This window comes from Agromyces sp. CCNWLW203, assembly GCF_036576125.1.
GTDB lineage: Bacteria > Actinomycetota > Actinomycetes > Actinomycetales > Microbacteriaceae > Agromyces.
Map to the genome: position 1 here is coordinate 268502 of NZ_JAZHYX010000003.1, position 18607 is coordinate 287108.

At 70.0% G+C, this 18607-nt stretch carries 15 protein-coding genes and 2 tRNA genes; 6 read left to right on the plus strand and 11 right to left on the minus strand.

The genetic code is table 11. The features are described from left to right. Positions 1 to 44: 44 nt before the first annotated feature. Positions 45 to 118, minus strand: a tRNA-Pro gene (locus VPH61_RS09405). Positions 119 to 299: 181 nt separating this feature from the next. On the opposite strand from VPH61_RS09405, the gene VPH61_RS09410 reads away from it, so the two are divergent. The 3 genes from VPH61_RS09410 (at position 300) to VPH61_RS09420 (ending at position 4894) form a co-directional block, all read left to right on the plus strand. Then, positions 300 to 4070 carry an SCO7613 C-terminal domain-containing membrane protein gene (locus tag VPH61_RS09410; protein WP_332063235.1) on the plus strand — a complete coding sequence of 1257 codons (3771 nt, stop codon included), beginning with the start codon at positions 300 to 302 and terminating at the stop codon, positions 4068 to 4070. A gap of 76 nt (positions 4071 to 4146) precedes the next feature. Continuing rightward, positions 4147 to 4217, plus strand: a tRNA-Gly gene (locus VPH61_RS09415). A 158-nt stretch (positions 4218 to 4375) separates the two neighbouring features. Then, positions 4376 to 4894, plus strand: a complete 519-nt coding sequence (locus VPH61_RS09420; protein ID WP_332063236.1) for a hypothetical protein — start codon at positions 4376 to 4378, stop codon at positions 4892 to 4894. Positions 4895 to 5006: 112 nt separating this feature from the next. Here VPH61_RS09420 and VPH61_RS09425 read toward each other — a convergent pair whose 3' ends face one another. Both VPH61_RS09425 and VPH61_RS09430 read right to left on the minus strand, forming a co-directional pair. Further along, a complete protein-coding gene (locus tag VPH61_RS09425; RefSeq protein WP_332063237.1) occupies positions 5007 to 5609 on the minus strand; it encodes a hypothetical protein in 603 nt (200 codons plus the stop codon). A gap of 118 nt (positions 5610 to 5727) precedes the next feature. Continuing rightward, positions 5728 to 6651, minus strand: coding sequence for an FRG domain-containing protein (locus VPH61_RS09430; RefSeq protein WP_332063238.1), 924 nt, complete (start codon positions 6649 to 6651; stop codon positions 5728 to 5730). 476 nt (positions 6652 to 7127) lie between these two features. Here VPH61_RS09430 and VPH61_RS09435 point away from each other — a divergent pair, with 476 nt between their 5' ends. Further along, positions 7128 to 7625 carry a Dps family protein gene (locus VPH61_RS09435; RefSeq protein ID WP_332063239.1) on the plus strand — a complete coding sequence of 166 codons (498 nt, stop codon included), beginning with the start codon at positions 7128 to 7130 and terminating at the stop codon, positions 7623 to 7625. Between the two features lie 42 nt (positions 7626 to 7667). Continuing rightward, a complete protein-coding gene (locus VPH61_RS09440; RefSeq protein WP_332063240.1) occupies positions 7668 to 8414 on the plus strand; it encodes a hypothetical protein in 747 nt (248 codons plus the stop codon). An 18-nt stretch (positions 8415 to 8432) separates the two neighbouring features. Here the strand turns inward: VPH61_RS09440 and VPH61_RS09445 are convergent, their stop codons facing one another. The 8 genes from VPH61_RS09445 to VPH61_RS09480 all read right to left on the minus strand — a co-directional run bounded on the left by VPH61_RS09445 (position 8433) and on the right by VPH61_RS09480 (position 16927). Next, complete coding sequence (locus VPH61_RS09445; RefSeq protein ID WP_332063241.1) at positions 8433 to 9089, minus strand: response regulator transcription factor; 657 nt, start codon at positions 9087 to 9089, stop codon at positions 8433 to 8435. Between the two features lie 26 nt (positions 9090 to 9115). Beyond that, entirely contained in the window at positions 9116 to 10534 is a 1419-nt protein-coding gene (locus tag VPH61_RS09450) for a sensor histidine kinase (RefSeq protein WP_332063242.1), read from the minus strand. Beyond that, positions 10524 to 12071, minus strand: coding sequence for a multicopper oxidase family protein (locus VPH61_RS09455; RefSeq protein ID WP_332063243.1), 1548 nt, complete (start codon positions 12069 to 12071; stop codon positions 10524 to 10526). Before VPH61_RS09455 ends, VPH61_RS09450 begins: the two co-directional genes overlap by 11 nt. Before the next feature lie 84 nt (positions 12072 to 12155). Then, complete coding sequence (locus tag VPH61_RS09460) at positions 12156 to 13691, minus strand: amidohydrolase (RefSeq protein ID WP_332063244.1); 1536 nt, start codon at positions 13689 to 13691, stop codon at positions 12156 to 12158. Continuing rightward, positions 13688 to 14332 (minus strand): FMN-binding negative transcriptional regulator, encoded by a 645-nt coding sequence (locus tag VPH61_RS09465; protein ID WP_332063245.1) that lies wholly within the window; start codon positions 14330 to 14332, stop codon positions 13688 to 13690. The genes VPH61_RS09460 and VPH61_RS09465 overlap by 4 nt, the downstream gene beginning before the upstream one ends. Positions 14333 to 14382: 50 nt before the next feature. Next, entirely contained in the window at positions 14383 to 15393 is a 1011-nt protein-coding gene (locus tag VPH61_RS09470; RefSeq protein WP_332063246.1) for an Fpg/Nei family DNA glycosylase, read from the minus strand. A 4-nt stretch (positions 15394 to 15397) separates the two neighbouring features. Continuing rightward, positions 15398 to 15925 (minus strand): ribose-5-phosphate isomerase, encoded by a 528-nt coding sequence (locus VPH61_RS09475; RefSeq protein ID WP_332063247.1) that lies wholly within the window; start codon positions 15923 to 15925, stop codon positions 15398 to 15400. A gap of 9 nt (positions 15926 to 15934) precedes the next feature. After that, positions 15935 to 16927 carry a DUF2332 domain-containing protein gene (locus tag VPH61_RS09480; protein ID WP_332063248.1) on the minus strand — a complete coding sequence of 331 codons (993 nt, stop codon included), beginning with the start codon at positions 16925 to 16927 and terminating at the stop codon, positions 15935 to 15937. Between the two features lie 66 nt (positions 16928 to 16993). Here VPH61_RS09480 and VPH61_RS09485 point away from each other — a divergent pair, with 66 nt between their 5' ends. Further along, entirely contained in the window at positions 16994 to 18478 is a 1485-nt protein-coding gene (locus VPH61_RS09485; RefSeq protein WP_332063249.1) for an SDR family NAD(P)-dependent oxidoreductase, read from the plus strand. Positions 18479 to 18607 lie beyond the last annotated feature (129 nt).

The window sequence follows — 18607 nt, forward strand, 5'->3', positions numbered from 1 at the left end:
AGTTCTCCTGTTGTGTGGAAGTTCGTGTCGAGTCGGGGAACTCGTCGGGGCGACAGGATTCGAACCTGCGACCTCCCGCTCCCAAAGCGGGCGCTCTACCAAGCTGAGCTACGCCCCGAGTCGCGACTCAACTCGTCGATTCAGCCGCGCGGGCATGCGAAAGCATGCGTCAGACGGATGGACCCCGGAAAGTCTACTGCACAGCATGAGGCACCCGTGGTGCATGCCCGTTTCCGGCACGCGAAACGGAGTTGTGGATGATCCGCCGCGAGCCGCCCCGACCGTGGCAGAGTGTGGCCATGCCCGAGCACCCCGCCGATGCCCGCGACGTCCGACGCTGGCCGTCCGGCCCACTGCAACTGATCGACACCACGCTCTGCCCCTCGTGCTTCACGACGCTGCAGGGCGCGGTGTGCGGCACCTGCGGGCTCGACCTCTCGGTGCCCGCCGCGGCCGAACTGCTGAACGCAGGTCGCGCGGTGCACGATCGGGAGGTCGACCGGCAGAAGCTCATCACGACGATGCGCGCGTCGCAGGCGGCTCGCGTCCGTCAGGCGGCGGCGGCGTCGAGCGTGACGGATGCCGCGGCGCACGCCGCTCCGGCGGCGGTCGCGCCAGCGGCGATCCCTGCGGCGTCAGCTCTCTCGGTCGCCGTGCCCGATCCGGCGTCGACGCCGGTCGCCCCGCAGACGCCCGTGAACGCTCCGATCACCGCCGCTCCGGCCGCACCGGCGACCACGGCGGCCGCTGCGACTCCCCTAGCTCCTGCCCCCGCCCGATCCGGCCGCTCAGGCGTGCAGGTGCTGCTCCTCACGCTCGGCGTCGTGCTCATCTCGATCACGGCGATCGTGTTCCTCTTCGTCGCATACCTCGTCGCGTCACTCGAAGTGCGGTCGATCATCATCGCCGTCGCGAGCGTCGCGGTGCTCGGCGTCGCTTGGCTGCTCCGGGCCCGGCGTCTGCCGGGCACCGCCGAGGGCGTGGCATCCGTCGCCATCGTGCTGCTGCTGCTCGACGTGTGGATCGTTCGGGCCAACATGCTGTTCGGCACCGAGACCACCGGCACGTCGGCGTACCTCGGCGGTGCCCTGCTCGTCGTCGCCGCAGTGCTCGCGGGCGTGCGCGCCGCGAGCGGCATCCGCGTCGCCGGGTTCGCGGCGGCGGCGTTCTCTCCGGTCGGCGTGTTCCTCCTCGCCATCGAAGCGGCACCCGACGACCAGCTCAGCACCCCGTTCTGGGTCGGGTTCCTCGCCGTCTCGCTCCTTGGCTCGCTCGCGGTGCTGCTGCCTGCCATGATCGAGCGCACGATCGTGATGACGGCGGGCTTCATCGCCGGGGCGCTCGCCCTGCTTCCCGCCTACTGGGCGCTGCCCGAGGTGCCGTGGAGCCGTCTGTGGTGGTACCTCGCGGTGGCGGCCGCGTGGCTCGTCGCACTCGTCGCGGTACGGCTGCGACCCGGGGTCTCGGCGGTCTGGGGCCGCGTCGGGGCACCCGCCTTCGGCCTCAGCCTCGCCCTCGCCCCGACCTTGGCGATCCTCGGCGAGCTGCCGAGCGAGGTCGGGCTCTGGCTCGGACCGGCGGCAGCCGGTCTCGTCGCCGCCGTGTTCGCCGCCGGCACGCGCCTCACTGGCGCGATCGCCCGGGATTCGTTCGCGGCGTGCGTCACGGCGCTCGCCGTCGCCGCATGCTCCGTGCTGCCAGGCGTGTTCCTCGCGCTCGGCGCCGTCTGGACGCGGCTCGCCGGAAGCCTGCCTCCGTGGAATCTCGAGGTCGCGGAGCCACTGCCGCCCGCCACTCCCGGCCACGACCTCACCACGGTGCTCGTGCCCGTGGTCGTCGGCGTCGGCGCACTCGTCATCTCCGTGCTGCTGCGCCGCGGTCGCGAGCTGGCCGCGATCCCGACCGCGGCGGTGTTCGCGAGCGGCATCGCCGTCGCCTGCGTCGTTCCCGGCCCCGCGATCGCTGCTGCGCTGCTCCTCGTGCTCGCCGGCGGTGCGCTCGCGCTCGCTGCATTCCGGCGCCGGCTCGACGTTCCCGCCCTGCTCGCGACCCTCGCCGTCGGCGGCGTGGCCAGCGCCGGGTTCGCCTGGTGGGTGGGGTACTCGAGTGCCGCGATCTGGCCCTGGGTCACGGCGCTCGTGATCGTGCTCGTCATCACGGGCCGCGTGCTCGCGCCTCGGGTCTGGCCCGTCACGGCTGCGCCCGTAGTCGGCGCGGCGCATCTCGCGACCGCCTCGACGCTCTTCGTCTTCGCCGTGTTCTCGATCCCGTTCTGGCTGGCGGCCGGCGACCTGCAGGCGGCCGAGCCGTGGATGTGGCTCGCCATCGTCTCCTCGGTGCTCCTCGGCTTCGCGGCGCTCGTGCGCTTCGGCAGCACGATCGATCGCGTGTGCATGGTGACACCGCTGTTCGCGGCATCCGTCATCTCGGTCTGGGCCCTGGCATTCGAGACGGATGCCTCGTGGCGCTGGGTGCCCGCCGCCGCCCTCGTGATCGCCGGAGTGCTGTGGGTGCGCCTCGGGGCACCCGAGGCGCTGCGGGTCGCGTTCGCTGCGGTAACCCCGCTCGCACTCGGCTTCGTCTCCGCGGTCGTCGTCGACGAGACGTTCGGCGCGGAGTTCATCGGGGTCGGCGTCGCGGGTTCCGCCGTGCTCGCCGCCGGGCTCGCCCACGTCGTGCCACCGCGCACGGGCCGCACGCGCCTCGTCTGGGCGGTCGCGACCGGCGCCGTCGGCGCGTTCGCGCTTATGGCGGGCGCCACCGCCTCGTTCGGCGTCGGCGAACTCTGGGTCGTGCTCCTGCTGCTGACCCCGGTCCCGATCCTGCTCGCCGCGCTCGAGGGCGATCCGATCGGCGGTGAAGCGCCGAGCCGTCATCTCAGCTGGCTGAGCCTCGCACTCGGCGTCGCGACGGTGTGGGCGTGGCTCTCGGGTGACCCTGCCCGCGACCCGATCGGTGTCGAGGCCTACACGCTCCCGCTCGCGGCCGCCCTCGCCCTAGCGGGCGGGTTGATCACCTGGCGACGCACCAGCGGCAGCGCCCCCTCGCAGGGGCGCACGGCACTGTTCGCGACCGCCGCGGCGATCGCGGTGCTGCCGAGCATCGGCACGGCCGGCGAGGCTGAATTGCGGGCGCTCCTGCTCGTCTCGATCGGCCTCGTCGTGGCGATCGCCGCGATGTTCCTCCCCGAGCTCGCACGCGGCGTGCCGGTCCGGCTCCTCGGCGTGCTCACGGGCTGGGTCGCCTTCACCGGTGCCGGTCTCGTGCGCGGGGCCACCGTCGCCACGGATGGCGCCGACAGCGTGCTCATCGCCGAGTTCTGGCCGCTCATCGCGCTGGCGGCCGGTGTCACCATCGCGGTCATGTGGGCGCGCACCGCATCTCGGCCGCTCTGGCTGGCAGAGGTGCTGCTCGCAGCATCCGTCGTCCTGGCAGCAGTGCCGACCGTGCTGGAGATCGTCGGCGGCGACTCGGCGCTCGTGCGTTCGGCCGTGCTGTTCCCAGTGCTCGCGCTCGTCTGCATCGCATCGGCCGCGACGAGCATCAGACCCCTCGCCGGGTCGGTGCCCGTCTGGACGATGCTCGGCTCGTTGACCCTCGGAGGCACGATCGTGCTCCTCTCCGGTGAGCTCAACCCGTTCGATCTCGTCACTGCATCGCTCGGCGTAGCGCTCATCGGTGCCGGATGGTTCCGCATGCGCCGCTCCCCCGAGGTCGGCAGCTGGCCGGCGCTCGGCCCGGGGCTCGCGGTGCTCCTCGTGCCGCCCCTCTTCGCCGACTTCACCGATCCCCAGCTCTGGCGCATCGTGACGCTGGGCGTCGTCGCGGTCGTCGTGCTCGTCATCGGCGCCGTGCGCCGCCTGCAGGCGCCTCTGCTGCTCGGCGGTGCGGTGTTGCTCGTGCATGCGCTCGTGCAGCTCTGGCCGTGGATCACCGACCTCTACGAGGCCGTGTGGTGGTGGCTGTGGCTGGGCATCGCGGGCGTGCTGCTCGTCGTGCTCGCGGCGACGTACGAGCGCCAGCTGCGGCTCGCGCGCGGCACCATCCGCTCGATCGCGGCCCTGCGGTAGGCGGCGAGCCCGGCTCGCGTCACAAGACGGGGGTCATCGTGTACTACGATGATCCAGTGCCCGCGAGCGGGTACGCGGGGATGTAGCTCAATGGTAGAGCCTCAGTCTTCCAAACTGATCACGCGGGTTCGATTCCCGTCATCCCCTCTGTTAGCCCCAGATGAGACGGGGAATCGCTCCCCTGGTATTCCGACCCTCAGGGCCACTTCGAGGCCCGTTCGTGCCCTCCCCGTGCCCTTATCGCTCTCGATTGGCACTCTGAGAGTCCTCCCGTGGCATCCTTCAGCCATCGATAGGCTCGCCTCGTGATCCTCGCCAACGCCGCCGATCAGCCCGCCGCCATCGACCCCACGTTTCTCGTATCCATCTTCGGCGCAGTCATCGTAAGCGCGATCGTTTCGATCGCACTGGCCGGATGGCAATCGAAGCGCGATCACGCGCGCTGGCTTCGTGAGCGTCGCTATGACGGTTTCACGCGCGTAGTCGCCCTCGCCGATCGATTCGCTCGCCATCGAGCGGCTGGCGTGGTGATGATGGCGCGAGTGGCGGAGCTTGAGGCGGCGGTGGCCGCGGGTGATGCGTCCGTCGCCGAGGAGCGCCATGACCTCAGCGAGAGCATCGCGAGCAACCTCGAACAGGTACGGCCCATCCAGGACGAACTCACTGACGTGGTGGCGGCGCTCGAAATCCTCGGGCCGAACGACTTGCTCGATGCGCTCAATGGATTCACCGACACTATGGCGGGTGAGGACGCCGACGCCGCGGCGCAGGCCAAGGAGGCGTTCGTTCTGGCTGTCCGGAGAACACTCAAGATCACGGCGTAGGCCAGCCGTCGCGTCTCAGGTGCCGGGCATCTCCAGGCGGATGATTGCTTCGAGGCGCTGCCGCCCGCTACTCCACTGCACACCCAACTCGGCCAACGCGCTCCACGCGGCGTCACGCGAGCGAGCAAAAGTTGCTCGACTCCTCATATTTCTGGGGATTGCCCTTCGGCGTGCGCCACGTGATCAGGTCCCTGATCGAGTGATCCTGCCCATGCATGGCGCTCAGGAACGCGATGTGAATCCCCGGGCCTTGAGAACGCGCTCGCGCCCGTTCCGCCGCCCTCTCGCGCTCTTCGCGCTCCCACGTCGCGAGCGCGATAGGAAATTCAAGAAGGATCGACTCTCCGCCCTCCAATTGCGTAGCCGTACCGACCATCGTCTCTTCATCGACGGTGACTTGGGCCCGCACATCCTCCGCAAGATCAGGGCCAAGGTTCTTGACGCGGTAGAAGCCTGGGCGTTCCCACCAGCCCTCCCAGTCGATCCGGTGGAGTTCGGCAGCGCGCTCGACCTGGCCCTTTGCGATCCGGTTGGCGTCCTCCGCTATCCGGTTCGCCTCTGCTGCGAGGTCATTCGCCGCCTTTGCCTCCTGACGCGCTTTCCCCGCCTGGGCAAGCCCCACCATCCCGACGACTAGACCGCCCGCGCCGAACAGCGCCGCCGCGCCCACGCCCCACCAAGTCGCTATGGCGTTCGCCCACTCTGCCTCATCCACGTGGGAAGGCTATCGAGCACGACCGACGGTCAGTCCCTGAAAGCGGCCAAGGTGCCCCGTGCTGCAACAGCCCGGCGCGGGCAAGGTCGCCCCGCCTACGTCGCCCAACGCGCTCGCTCTACTCATCCGCGGTTCGCCACTTGCCGAAGTCGCGGAAGCCCGTGTAGTCGGGAAAGAGCCCCTTCGCGGTGCGGCTGTAGGTTAAACGGAGATAGTCACGCAACTGCTTCTTCACCCCGGAGGGCACGAGGATAGCGACGAACGGCATGTGCTTCGGCAGGCCAACCGTCCGTGACTTCATAAGCAGGCGCCGCACATCCGCCGCGTCGCCCTGAGGTACGGCGATGCTGAGACTCGTTAGGGGCGGCTTCGAATTCTCGGGGTGCGCGCTCGCGATGAAGTAGCCCTCCTGCGCACGAAGGCGATCGTTCGGCATGCTCGAACTGACTACGAACGGCGTACTAAGTTCGAGGCCCTGCTCGCGCTTGACGCTGAGACCCCCGAGGTCGCGAAGAGTTCTCGGAGGGCTTCCGACGGTCTTGAATACGGTCTGCGGTTTTCCCACCGCGCGGCCCTCGTTGTACCACGGCATGTTCATCGCGATAAGCAGGCCAGGTTTGGACCGCATAGTGGTCCCCCCGCCCACTTGAAATGACGCCGAGGCTGTCGCGAACCACAGCGCGGTCATCGGATTGCTCGTCACATCGACGAGCCGGGTCGGAACTCCGAAGTGTTGGAGGTCTGCGAGCAGTTGCAGATCGTCAACGAGTTGCCCTCCCTCGACACCGAGGCCCCATCGACGTGCCTCATCGAGGATGTGCACTTCCCGCTCAACCAGGGCCTCTTCCGTAACCGTGACGCCCTCGAAAGTGAGCCTGCGATGGAGGGAGGAAGCCCAGACATAGTCGGCATCGGCGTGCCCACGCCATGCGAAGCGGTGGTTGGTGCCGTGGGTACCGACGCGCGCAATTGCGGTCATGAGTTCGGACGCGCTCGTTGGCGCAAAGTACCAGCCCGTGTCTCTCCAAGCATTGCCGTTCACGCGCACCCCCTCGTGCGACCATATCCGCGCCGAGGACTTAGCGGGAGTCTCGCCGTTGCCCTCGGCAGTCCAGCCGTGCCCTGCGCGTGCCATTAGGGGCCTCACGTGCCCCTAACTGCACCCCACGCGACCGGATGAACGACTCCCGCAAATCGCGCGGTTCTGCGGCATTCCGGGCGTCGATGTGAGGCAGAAGACTTATCTTCCAAACTGATCACGCGGGTTCGATTCCCGTCATCCCCTCCACAGAGCCATACCGCTCCTCCGCCGTGCACTCCGCACACTGGCTCCGCACCGGGCCGGCCCGGACTGCATCCGGCAGCAGGACGCGACAGACTCGACGATCATCGACATCGGCGGAGACCGACACGACGAGCCGGTCGCCGAGCTCGGATCAGCCGAGCCTTCCCTTCCTTGAAATATGTGGGCACCCGCGTAGCGTTGAACTCGACATACGTTCAGGGAAGGTGGACCACATGACCGACACGAAGACTGCTCCCAAGACCCCCAAGGCCGGCGCGAACGCCGACGTGGCATCGGGCGTCGCCCAGTTCCTGACTCCCGTGGTGCAGGAGCTCGTCGCCCTCGCCGTCAACGGCAAGCAGGCGCACTGGCACGTGCGCGGCGTGAACTTCATCGCCGTGCACGAGCTGCTCGATGTCGTCGTGGCGCACGCGCAGGAGTGGGCGGACCTCGCCGCTGAGCGGGTCGTTGCACTCGGACTCCCTGTCGACGGTCGCCTGAAGTCCGTCGCCGACAAGACCGGCGCCGCGAACCCGAAGCTCGGCTTCCAGCCCTACGACGAGGCCATCGCCGACATCGTGGCCCAGATCGACCTCACGGCCGAGAAGCTCGCCGAGGCGATCGAGGGTCTCGACGAGCTCGACCCGGTGAGCCAAGACGTCGTGATCGAGATCCGCCGCGGCCTCGACAAGGACCGCTGGTTCCTCTTCTCCCACGTCGCCGTCAAGTAACGCGCAATGGCGGGCTGACGGGCCCGGGTGCAGAATGCCGGTATGACGGCGGATGCACCCGGGCCCGTTTCGTCTTCGGCGGATGCCGCGGGCGCGAGTTCGGGCGCGGGCGCGAGTTCGAGCGCGACATCCGACCCGCCCCTGACCGACGCGCAGAAGTCGCTGCGCGCGCAGATGCTGGCCACCGAGCACTGGAGCCTGCTCGCCTCACGGTCGACGACGCAGAGCGAGGTGCTCACCCGCATCGCGATCTTCCTCACGCTCGTCTCGGCGGGGCTCGTGACCCTCGGGGTGCTCGGCAACGCCACCGAGTTCCGCGGATGGTTCGGCATCGCCGCGCTCGGCGTACTGGTACTGCTCGTGCTGCTCGGGGTCATCACGCAGTTCCGCGTGTTCAACACCGCGACCGAAGACCTCGCGTACGTGCTCGCCATGAATCGGCTGCGCGGCGCCTACCTCGATCTCGACCCGGGCATCGAACGGTACTTCCTCATGGGCACGACCGACGATGAGGCGGGCATCGGCCAGACCTACTACCCGTTCGCCGCTCGCGACCGCACGCAGGTCTTCGCGAGTTCGGCGATGGTGATGCTCGTCGTGAACACCGCACTCGTCGGCCTCCTCACCGGTGCGCTGGTCTACGCGTTCACCGCGTCGGTGGGATGGTCGGTCGCCACCGGCGCGGTCGTCGCGGTGGTCTCGTTCCTGTTCTGGATGTTCCACGGCTACCGCAGTTACCTCGAGGTGCTGCGCACCCACGTGCCGCTTCGGCGCAAGCCTGGCACCTGACCGGGCCGGCCCACCACGTCAGCGCTGCAACCAGGTGAGCACCGCGAGCACGCGGCGGTGGTCGGTGCCCGAATCCTCGAGGCCGAGTTTCTGGAAGATCGAGGTGACGTTCTTCTCCACGGCGCCGACGCCGATGAAGAGCTCCTTGGCGATGCCGGCGTTCGTGCGGCCCTCGGCCATGAGCGTCATGACTTCGCGCTCGCGAGGTGTCAGCGTCTCGAGCGGGTCGCTGCGGCGGGCGAGCAGTTCGCGCACGACCTGCGGGTCGAGCACGGTGCCGCCCTGGCTCACCCGCTCGACGGCGTCTTCGAGTTCGTCGAGCGAGGCGACGCGGTCTTTCAGCAGGTAGCCCATGCCGCCCTCGCCCGACGAGAGCAGCTCGTGGGCGTACGTGCCCTCGACGTACTGGCTGAGCAGGAGCACCCCGACCTTCGGCATGCGGCGCCGCAGCTCGATCGCCGCGCGCACGCCCTCGTCACGGAAGGTCGGCGGCATGCGCACGTCGAGGATCGCGAGGTCGGGGCGCGTCTCGTCGAGCGCTGCGAGCAGCGAATCGGCCTCGCCGTACGCGGCCACCGTCTCGAAGCCGGCCTCGTCGAAGAGCCGAACGAGCCCCTCGCGGAGCAGCACCGAATCTTCGGCGAGCACGATGCGGAGCGGGGCGCGATCGGTCATTCCTCCACACTATCGGCGGGCGCTCCTCAACCCACGGCGGTACCGAGCGGCGCGAACGGGATGTGCGCGCCGATGGTCGTCGGGCCGCCGACGGGGCTGTCGACGACGAACATGCCGCGGAGGCCCTGCACGCGCTCCTCGAGGCCGGCCAGGCCGTGCCCGGCGGTGAGCGCTGCTCCGCCGCTGCCGTTGTCGGTCACCCAGAGATCGATCCAATGCCCCGTCGCGCCCGTGTCGCGCGTCGAGACCGCGAGGCGGATGCCGCTCGCCTCTGCGTGCTTCACGGCGTTGGTGAGCAGTTCGGCGGCGACGAAGTAGACGTTGCGCTCGATCGACGCGGGCAGCGTGGCATCCGCCGGCAGTTCGATCTCGACCGTGACCGGAATCGGGCTTCGAGCCGCGAGCGACTGCAGGGCGACGGCGAGACCGCGGTCCTGCAGGATCGGCGGAGCGAAGCCGCGCGAGAGCGCACGCAGCTCGTCGAGCGTTTCACGCGCTTGTTCGCGAGCCTCGCCGAGCAGTTCGCGCGCCGAATCGGGGTCGCGCTCGAGCTTGCGTTCGATCGCGGCGAGATCCATCTGCAGGCGCACGAGCCGCTGCTGCGGGCCGTCGTGGATGTCGCGCTCGAGTCGCCGGAGCGACGCGTCTTCGGCTTGCACTGCAGCACCGCGTGACGCGTCGAGCTGTGCGACCTCGCGCTCGAGGGCCTCTGAACGCCAGGAGCCGAGCACGCCGCGCGCGATGACGTCGTGCAGCAGAGTGAGGCCGCGGAACACGAACGGCAGCGTGGCGAGGAAGACCAGGCCGATGACGAACTCGAAAGCCGCTTCGCCGACGCGCGGGTCGACATTCAGCGTGTTGCCCGGGAACAGCCAGTCGATGACGATGTCGTAGAGCCAGAAGTCCTGGTCGCCGCGGCCGTCGGGGATGTAGCCCTGCCAGATCCACCCGGTGGTGCCGCCGAGTGCCGCCGACGTCCACGCGACGGTCAGGCTCCACGAGATGACACTGATGATGGGGTTGATCACCATGCCGTGCAGCAGGTAGAGCCAGTAGTGGCCGTCGATGAAGGGTGCGAACGTCGCGCGCCAGAAGCCCTGCTCACGCTGCTCACGGTCCCAGACCGGTCGGGTGATCTCGCTGCGTCCTGCCCAGCGCAGGCGCACGAGCTCGAGCGTGCCGAAGCCGCGGGCGATGAAGAGCGACGCGACGAGGATGAAGATGCCGAAGACCAGTGCGATCAGGCCGAGGCCGGTGAAGAACAGCGTTGCGAGCACGACGAGGCTCGTGATCGCGATCGGCATCGTGAGGATGAGGAAGGCGAACTCGCGCGGCACCTTCGCCCACAGCGACCAGTAGCTGCGGCGTTTCGGCGCGGCATCCGTGGTCGTCGCGGCCGGCGCAGGTGTCGGCGGCGTGGCGGCGATGTCGGTGTCAGTGCTCATGGTGGGTTCCTTCAGTCATCGTCGCACGCTGACCGGGCTCGACGACGGCGAACTGGCCCATCATCCCCTGATCCTCGTGCCACAGCAGGTGGCAGTGGTACATGTACGGCGTGTCGGTGTCGGCGTAGTCCTCGAAGCGCATGAGCAGTTCGTACTTCGTCTCGGGCTCGGTGAAGATCGTGTCCTTCCAGCCCGCGAGCTCGGGCGGCGGCGCCGCGCCGTCGATCGACGCGATGCGGAACTGCACGTCGTGCACGTGGAAGCTGTGCGGCACGGCGTTCGGATTCTCGACGATCCACCGCTCGAGCGTGTCCACGGTGACGGTCTCGTCGATGCGGCCCATGTCCATCGCCTCGCCGTTGATCTCGAAGCTGTCGCCGAGTTCGAACTGCCGGGTGGTGGCGACCTCCGCCGGGTCGAAGTCGTCGATCGTGCCGAGTGCGGCGGGTACCGGCCGCGCCGGGTCGAGGGCCGCCGCGGCGCGCACCTCGAGCACGTCGAACGCGTCGCTGCCGCCGTTGGTGTCGGCGACCGGTCCGACGAGCCCCGCGATCTCAGCGGTCATCTTGGACTGCAGCACGACTCGCTCGCCGGGCGTCACGCGCAGCAGCACCTCGGCGCGTTCGCCGGGCGACAGGCGCACGTGGTCGAGCGAGACGGATGCCTCGAGCAGCCCGCCGTCGGTCGCGATCAGTTCCATGGGGCGCGCATCGCTCCACGTGAAGGCGTAGGTGCGCGCGGTCGAGGCGTTCAGCAGCCGCAGTCGCACGAGCTCGTCGGAGACGTCGAGGTAGGGGCCGCGGGTGCCGTTGACGATGAGCTCGTCGCCGAGGCCGCCCGCGTAGCCGCGCTGCTTCGACTCCTGCTCGCCGTCGGCGGAGAAGCCCGAGTCCTGCACGATGACGGGCACGTCGTCGACGCCGTACTCCGACGGCAGGCCCAAGGAGCGCTCGTGCTCGTCGTGCAGGATGAACATGCCCGCGAGGCCCTTCGCGACGTGGTCCTCGGTCTCGCCGTGCGGGTGCGGGTGGTACCAGAGGGTCGCGGCCGGCTGGTCGATGTCCCACTCGGGCGACCAGGAGGCTTCCGGTGCCACCATCTGGTGCGGGCCGCCGTCCATCTCTGCCGGCAGGTGCATGCCGTGCCAGTGCACGGTCGTCGGCTCCTCGAGGGAGTTCTCGATGTCGACGCGCACGCGCTGGCCGCGCTCGGCGACGAGGGTGGGGCCGAGGTAGGCGCCGTTGAAGCCCCACGTGGTGCTCGGCTCCCCCGGCGTGAACTCGGTCGTGCCTGCCTGGGCGTCGAGCGAGAACACGCGGGTGCCGTCGGCGTCGACGGTGGATTCAGCGAGCGGCGGGATCGCGAGCGGAGTGTCGAAGTCGACCTTTCCGACCGTCGAGAGCGGTCCGGGTCCGACGACGCCGCAGCCGGCGAAGGCGATCGCCACGAGTCCGCCCGCTGCGACCGCGCTGAGCGCGGTGCCGAGCACGGCGCGCGGGCGACGGAGTGGTGGAGGTCGAAGGCGTGTTCCAGGCATGGTTCAAGCCTCGCGATCGGCGCGAACCGGGCACAGCCGGTGCACAGCCGAATCGGGGCGGGGGTTTTCCCCCGGTCCGTCGGGTCAGAGGTCCTGGTGAGTGAAGCGCCCGCCGAGCAGCGTCGCCGCGACCGGCATCCGACGCAGTTCGTCGACGGATGCCGCGTAGGGGTCGAACTCGATCACCGTGAGGTCGGCTCGGCCGCCGACCCGCACCTCTGCGCCGTGCCCGCCGGTCGACGCGGCGAGCGCGGCGCGCACCTCGATCGCCTGCTCGGGATGCCACGGCTCACGCCCATCACGGCTGCGCCCCACCGCTGCGGCGATCGCGACCCACGGGTCGAGCGGCGCCACGGGCGCGTCGGAGCCCAGCGCGAGTTCGACGCCCGCTGCCGCGAGGTCGGCGAGCATGAACGCCCGGTCGGTGCGGCCTGCCCAATAGCGGTCGGCGACGTCGCGGTCGTCCATGGCGTGCTCGGGCTGCACGCTCGCGACGATGCCGAGCCGGGCGAAGCGGGCGACGTCGTCTCGGCGCAGCAGTTGCGCGTGCTCGATCGAGCCGCTGCAGCCGACCGCATCGAAGGCGTCGAGCACGCGGGTGTTCGCCTGGTCGCCGATCGCGTGCACGGCCGGGGTGAGGCCCGATTCGTGGGCGCGGCGCATGAGCGGCACGAGCTCGTCGTAGGGCACGGTCGCGAGCCCGCACGGGTGCTCGTCGGCCGTGAGCCCGGGGTACGGGTCGAAGCACCACGCGGTGCGCGTGTTGAGCGAGCCGTCGGTGATCACCTTGTAGCCGCCGACGGTGACGAGGCCCGAGGTGCCGGGCACCGCATCACCCGTGCGGAGCCCCTCGTCGATGGCACGGTCGAGGTGCTGCGTGTAGATGCCGAACGACACGCGCAGCGCGTCGACTCCCCCGGCGACCCGGCGCGCCCAGTCGTCGCGGTTCCACTTCATCTCGTACTCGGTGACTCCCACCACGCCCCGGCGCGACGCGTGACGTGCGGCATCGGCGCCCCAGCCGTCGAGCACCTCGTCGGCGATGTCGTCGATCTCGCGCACGAGCCGGAAGCAGTCGTCTTCGCGGAGCACGCCGCTCGAGCCGGCGAGATCGCTCAGGCCGTGGCGACGTAGCGCCGCCGAGTTCAGCCAGCAGGCATGCAGGTCGGCCGCGACGAGCACGACCGGCACATCACCCGACACGGCGTCGAGCACGGCGCGGGTCGGAGCGTCGGCCCACAGGCCGTCGCGGTAGCCGAAGCCGATCACCTCGCGGTCGCCGCGGTCGACGGATGCCGCGACGAGCGCCGCCACGGCCGCCGCCGACTCCGCACCGGCGAGATCGAGCCGGCGCGAGACCATGGCCCACTGCGAGAAGTGCACATGCCGGTCGTGCAGCCCCGGCACGACGAAGCGGCCGTCGAGTTCGAGGCGACGGATGGCGCTCGGCGGCGTCGCCCCGGGCGTCTCGCCGTTCGGGGTCACCGCGACGACGCGGCCGTCGGCGAGGTGCAGGTCGACGACCCCGTCGGCGCCGGGCAGTCGCGCACCCGCGAGGATCAGGGGCTCTGCGGCATCCGCTCGGTGAACGGGCTCGGAGGGAACGATCTCACCACTCACGCCCCGGCCTCCCGCATCTCGTCGTGCGTACGGCGCATCTCCGCGGCGAGCGCGGGGCTGGCGTACGGCCCCTCGCCCTCGAGCTCGCCGATGATGCGCTCGACCGTTTCGACCGGCTTGTTCTGGCTCATCTTGTTCTTCGCGACGAAGCGCGTGATCGGGATTCGGAGGCCGACCGTGCCCGCGGCGATTCGATCGGCGTACTCGGCGTTCTCCGCGGTACCGCGCATGCGCCGGGGCTCGGGCATCGCGTCTTCGAAATGGTCGACGAGCGCTTCGAGCACTGGCAGGTTCTCGGCGTCGGAGAGCAGCTCGGGTGTGCCGTACAGGTGGGCGGAGACGAAGTTCCAGGTCGGCACGGCCGGCTTCGCGTCGTACCAGCCGGGCGAGATGTAGCCATGGGGTCCCTGCGCGATCACCATGACCTCATGACGGCCGAGCTCGTGCACGATCTCGTCGGGGCGACCGACATGGGTGAGCAATGCGATGCCGTCGGCGGTCTCGTCGAGCAGCACGGGGTAGTGCGAGGCGACGAGGCCAGAGGCATCCGTCATGCTGACGATCGTCACCCACGGATTCTCGCGCACGAGGCGCTTCACGCCCTCCACGCTCGCAAGGGTGAAGCTGGGGTTCTGGCGCATGCGCTTCCTCGGTCTCGATACGCTTCGCTACTCGGCTGGCGAAGGACGGTTCATGCCTGGCAGTAGGGGCACCAATAGAGCTTGCGGGCGCCCATCTCTTCGAGCGCGATGTTGGTGCCGCAGACCCGGCAGGGCAGGCCCTCGCGCTTGTACACCCAGTGGCGGTCGTCACGGCTGGCCATGGCTGCGCGGTAGGCCTCGGGGTCGAGGTCGTCCATGGTCATCATCTGGCCGGTTTCGACGCCGATGCGCAGCAGCTTCGCCCAGTCGCGCCACAGGTGGCGCACGTGCTCCTCGGGCACGAGCTTGCCCGGCGTGTGCGGATTCTGCCTGGCGCGGAAGAGGAGCTCTGCGCGGTACACGTTGCCGATGCCCGCGACGACGTTCTGGTCCATGAGCAGCAGGCCGATCGGGGTGGCCGTCTTCAGGATCCTCCGGGTGAAGCGTTCTTCGGCCTCGGGCCCGTCGTCGAGCAGCGGGTCGGGACCGAGCCGGTTGACGACGGCTTCGACCTGTGCCGGGTCGAGTACCTCGCAGGCGGTCGGGCCGCGGAGGTCGGCGCAGATCGTCTCGGTGAGGAGGCGCACGCGCACCTGTCCGATCGGCTCGGGCGGGAAGGTCTCGAGGCCGTCGGGGTCCTTCTCCTTCTCGGATTCCGACATGCGCAGGCGGGTCTTCCGCGGCGCACCGATCGAGCGCAGCGAGTTCTCACCGGCCGCGTCGAAGACCACGGCATCGGGGTTCGGGGCTTCGAGGAAGGTACCGCGCTGGTTCGTATGCCCCATGCGCCCGTTCGCCGAGGCGATCGTCGCGTCCATCAGGATCTCGCCGGCGAAATCCCACGCGCCGTACATGCCGAGGTGCACGCGCAGCCAGACGTCGCCCTCGAAGCCGAGGAACATCTGCTTGCCCACGGCCCGGGCATCGGTCATGCGCCGCCCGTCGATCTCGGCGGCCCCTGCGGCGAACCGTCCCTGCGGGCTCGAGGCCCGCACGACGTGCCCGACGAAGTTGCGCTCGAACTGGCGGGTGATGCGGTGGACGGAGTGACCCTCGGGCACCCGACTACTCCGCCGGTGCCTCGACGCGCTGTGCTGAGCCCGTCGAGGTATCGACGCCCTTGCCCGCGATGTCGCCCGTCGTCTCGTACTCGGCCAGCTGGGCGATGCGGCGCACGTGGCGCTCGTCGCCTGAGAACGGCTCGGCGATGAAGGCGTCGATGTAGCGGATCGCCTCTTCGACGGTGTGCTGACGCGCACCGATCGAGATGACGTTGGCATCGTTGTGCTCGCGGGCCAGGATCGCGGTGTCCATGCTCCAGACGAGGGCGGCACGGATGCCCCGGACCTTGTTGGCCGCGATCTGCTCGCCGTTGCCCGAGCCACCGAACACCACGCCGAGCGCGCGAACGCCGGCGGCCTGGTCGCGGGCGACGCCGAGCGCCGCGTTGATGCAGAACGCCGGGTAGTCGTCGAGGGCGTCGTACTCCGTCGGGCCGTGGTCGACGACCTCGTGACCGCCGTTCGTCAGGTGATCGACGAGCGTGCGGCTGAATTCGAGGCCGGCGTGGTCGGTCGCGATGTGGATGCGCATGCGCCAAGTCTAGGGATTCGGGGCCCACGTGAGCGCACGCCCGTGGGGTTGCGCCCAGGCGCGTTGCACGCCGTCGACGGCGAGCACGAGATCGCTGCTCTCGTTCGGCACGTCGTCGCGCACACGGATGCCGGGCACCACGTTCCGGCCCTCGACCGAGAGCCAGTGCCCGGGAAGGCCGTTCACCTGCTGCACGAACGCATCACGACCGGCCCCGTCGAGATACATGAGCACCGCGGTGTGGAAGACGACGAGGGTGGCGTCGGCGGGAGCGGATGCGGCGAGCGCGGCGAGCTCCTCGTTGAGGTCGCCGCTGACGAGGAGCGGCGGCGTGCGGGCGGCGATCTCGGCGGCGGCACGCAACCGGGCGCGGCGGTCGTCGTGCTCGGGCCATACCAGGGCGTCGAGCCAGTCGACGTCGGCCGGCGACCGCACGTCGAGCGGGTGCAGGTCGATACCCGCCCGCCACACCACCTCGGGCATGACGTCCGGCACGGGCGCCGGCACGTCACCCCGGAGGGTGCAGTCGAGCACGACGGCGCTCGGCCCGTCGACCGGGTCCAGCTGCAGGCGCCCCGAGTACCGGTAGCTGTACCGGTCGGGGTAGAGGCAGAGCCCAGCGGATGCCCCGACCTCGAGCAATGCGATCGGCCCCTCGATGCCGCCCAGCACGGGCAGGTGCAGGGCGCACCGGGCGGCCTCGTTGGTCTGGGTCGCATGGGTGAGCGCGATCTCGCGCACATCCTTCCAGTGTACGGCGAGCCACTCCGCGAACGCCGGGTAGGCACCGGTCGGGGCGCCGAGCAGGCGCGCTGCCGAGAAGACGAGGTTCGGCTGCCGCTTCTGCGGCGGCAGCTCGTCGATGAGTGCCAGCACCGCGGCATCCGTCGCCACGCCCGCCGCCCAGGCCTCGTAGGTGGCGGACATGCCGCGCGCCTCGACCTCGGCGAAGGCGCGGTACCGGTCGGCGGTCGACGCCGACGCATCCGTGCTGGTGCTCATGGCAAACGCTACTCCCGCGTGCGGCCGCACAGGTGTTCACCGGGTGGCGACCCGTAGAGTTCCAGTATGCCCTCCGAAGTCCCACCCGCCTCCAGCGCGCCCACGATCGACGCGCGCGATCTCGAGACGACGCTGCGGGTGCTCGCCACGCTCAGCGAGCTCGACCAGGACGACCCCGACTTCGAGACCGTCCGCCACGCGACCGCGAAGATGTTCAAGGCCGTCAAGGTCGCCCGCCGGCTCGCGAAGCGGCGCGTCATCCAGGACGCCGATCGCGCCGTCATCGCGGCGACCGCGACCGGTGCGCCGACGCGCATCGACGACGAGACCCGGGGCGCCGACCTCGTGAGCGGCACCGACGCACGTACCGCGGGTGAACTGCAGGTCGCCCGCCCCTGCTACATCTGCAAGCAGCGCTACACCCTCGTCGACGCGTTCTACCACCAGCTCTGCCCGAGCTGCGCGGCGATGAGCCACGCCAAGCGCGATGCGCGCACCGACCTCACCGGCAAGCGCGCCCTGCTCACCGGTGGCCGCGCGAAGATCGGCATGTACATCGCGCTGCGACTGCTGCGCGATGGCGCGCACACCACGATCACGACGCGCTTCCCGCGCGACGCCGCACGCCGGTTCGCGGCGATGCCCGACGCCGGCGACTGGCTGCACCGCCTGAAGATCGTGGGCATCGACCTGCGCGACCCCGCCCAGGTCATCGCGCTCGCCGACGACGTCGCGGCGCAGGGTTCGCTCGACATCCTCATCAACAACGCGGCGCAGACCGTGCGACGCTCTCCCGGCTCGTACTCGCCGCTCGTCGAGGCCGAGTCGTCGCCGCTGCCCGACGGCCCGATGCCCGAGCTCGTGAGCTTCGGCCACACGAACGACGCGCACCCTCTCGCGCTCGCCGACTCGGTGTCGAGCCACCCGGTCCTCACGTCGGGCCTCTTCGCCGGCACGATGACCGCCGACGACCTCACGGCGCTCGCCCTCGCACCCGGCTCGAGCTCGCTCGCGAAGCTCGCCGACCGCACCGCGATCGACGCCGGCGGGCTCGTGCCCGACCTGCACCACGAGAACAGCTGGAGCGCCGTCGTGCAAGACGTCGACCCGCTCGAGATGCTCGAGGTGCAGCTCTGCAACACGACGGCGCCGTTCATCCTCGTGAGCCGCCTGCGCACGTCGCTCGCCGCATCGACCGCCCGCCGCACGTACATCGTGAACGTCTCGGCGATGGAGGGCCAGTTCGGTCGCGGCTACAAGGGACCGGGGCATCCGCACACCAACATGGCGAAGGCCGCGATGAACATGCTCACGCGCACGAGCGCGAAGGAGATGCTCTCCGACGGCATCCTCATGACGAGCGTCGACACGGGCTGGATCACCGACGAGCGCCCGCACCCCACGAAGGTCCGGCTCGCCGAGGAGGGCTTCCACGCCCCGCTCGACCTCGTCGACGGCGCCGCCCGCGTCTACGACCCGATCGTGCGCGGCGAGGCCGGCGAAGACGTCACCGGGGTCTTCCTGAAGGACTACTCGCGCGCCGACTGGTGAGACCGGCCGGCCCCGCGGCATCCGCTCGCCTGCTCATCGCCGCACGACCGTGACCGCGACCCGCCCGAGAGCTAGGCTGATGCACGTTGCCTGCGGCCACGAGCCGCGTCGATGACTGCCGAAGGAGCA

Coding starts and splice junctions, on each gene's coding strand:
- VPH61_RS09450 (WP_332063242.1), bottom strand. CDS start 10,534: ATGAGCACTGACACCGACATCGCCGCCACGCCGCCGACACCTGCGCCG.
- VPH61_RS09475 (WP_332063247.1), bottom strand. CDS start 15,925: ATGCGCATCCACATCGCGACCGACCACGCCGGCCTCGAATTCAGCCGC.
- VPH61_RS09440 (WP_332063240.1), top strand. CDS start 7,668: ATGACGGCGGATGCACCCGGGCCCGTTTCGTCTTCGGCGGATGCCGCG.
- VPH61_RS09485 (WP_332063249.1), top strand. CDS start 16,994: ATGCCCTCCGAAGTCCCACCCGCCTCCAGCGCGCCCACGATCGACGCG.
- VPH61_RS09435 (WP_332063239.1), top strand. CDS start 7,128: ATGACCGACACGAAGACTGCTCCCAAGACCCCCAAGGCCGGCGCGAAC.
- VPH61_RS09445 (WP_332063241.1), bottom strand. CDS start 9,089: ATGACCGATCGCGCCCCGCTCCGCATCGTGCTCGCCGAAGATTCGGTG.
- VPH61_RS09465 (WP_332063245.1), bottom strand. CDS start 14,332: ATGCGCCAGAACCCCAGCTTCACCCTTGCGAGCGTGGAGGGCGTGAAG.
- VPH61_RS09455 (WP_332063243.1), bottom strand. CDS start 12,071: ATGCCTGGAACACGCCTTCGACCTCCACCACTCCGTCGCCCGCGCGCC.
- VPH61_RS09410 (WP_332063235.1), top strand. CDS start 300: ATGCCCGAGCACCCCGCCGATGCCCGCGACGTCCGACGCTGGCCGTCC.
- VPH61_RS09480 (WP_332063248.1), bottom strand. CDS start 16,927: ATGAGCACCAGCACGGATGCGTCGGCGTCGACCGCCGACCGGTACCGC.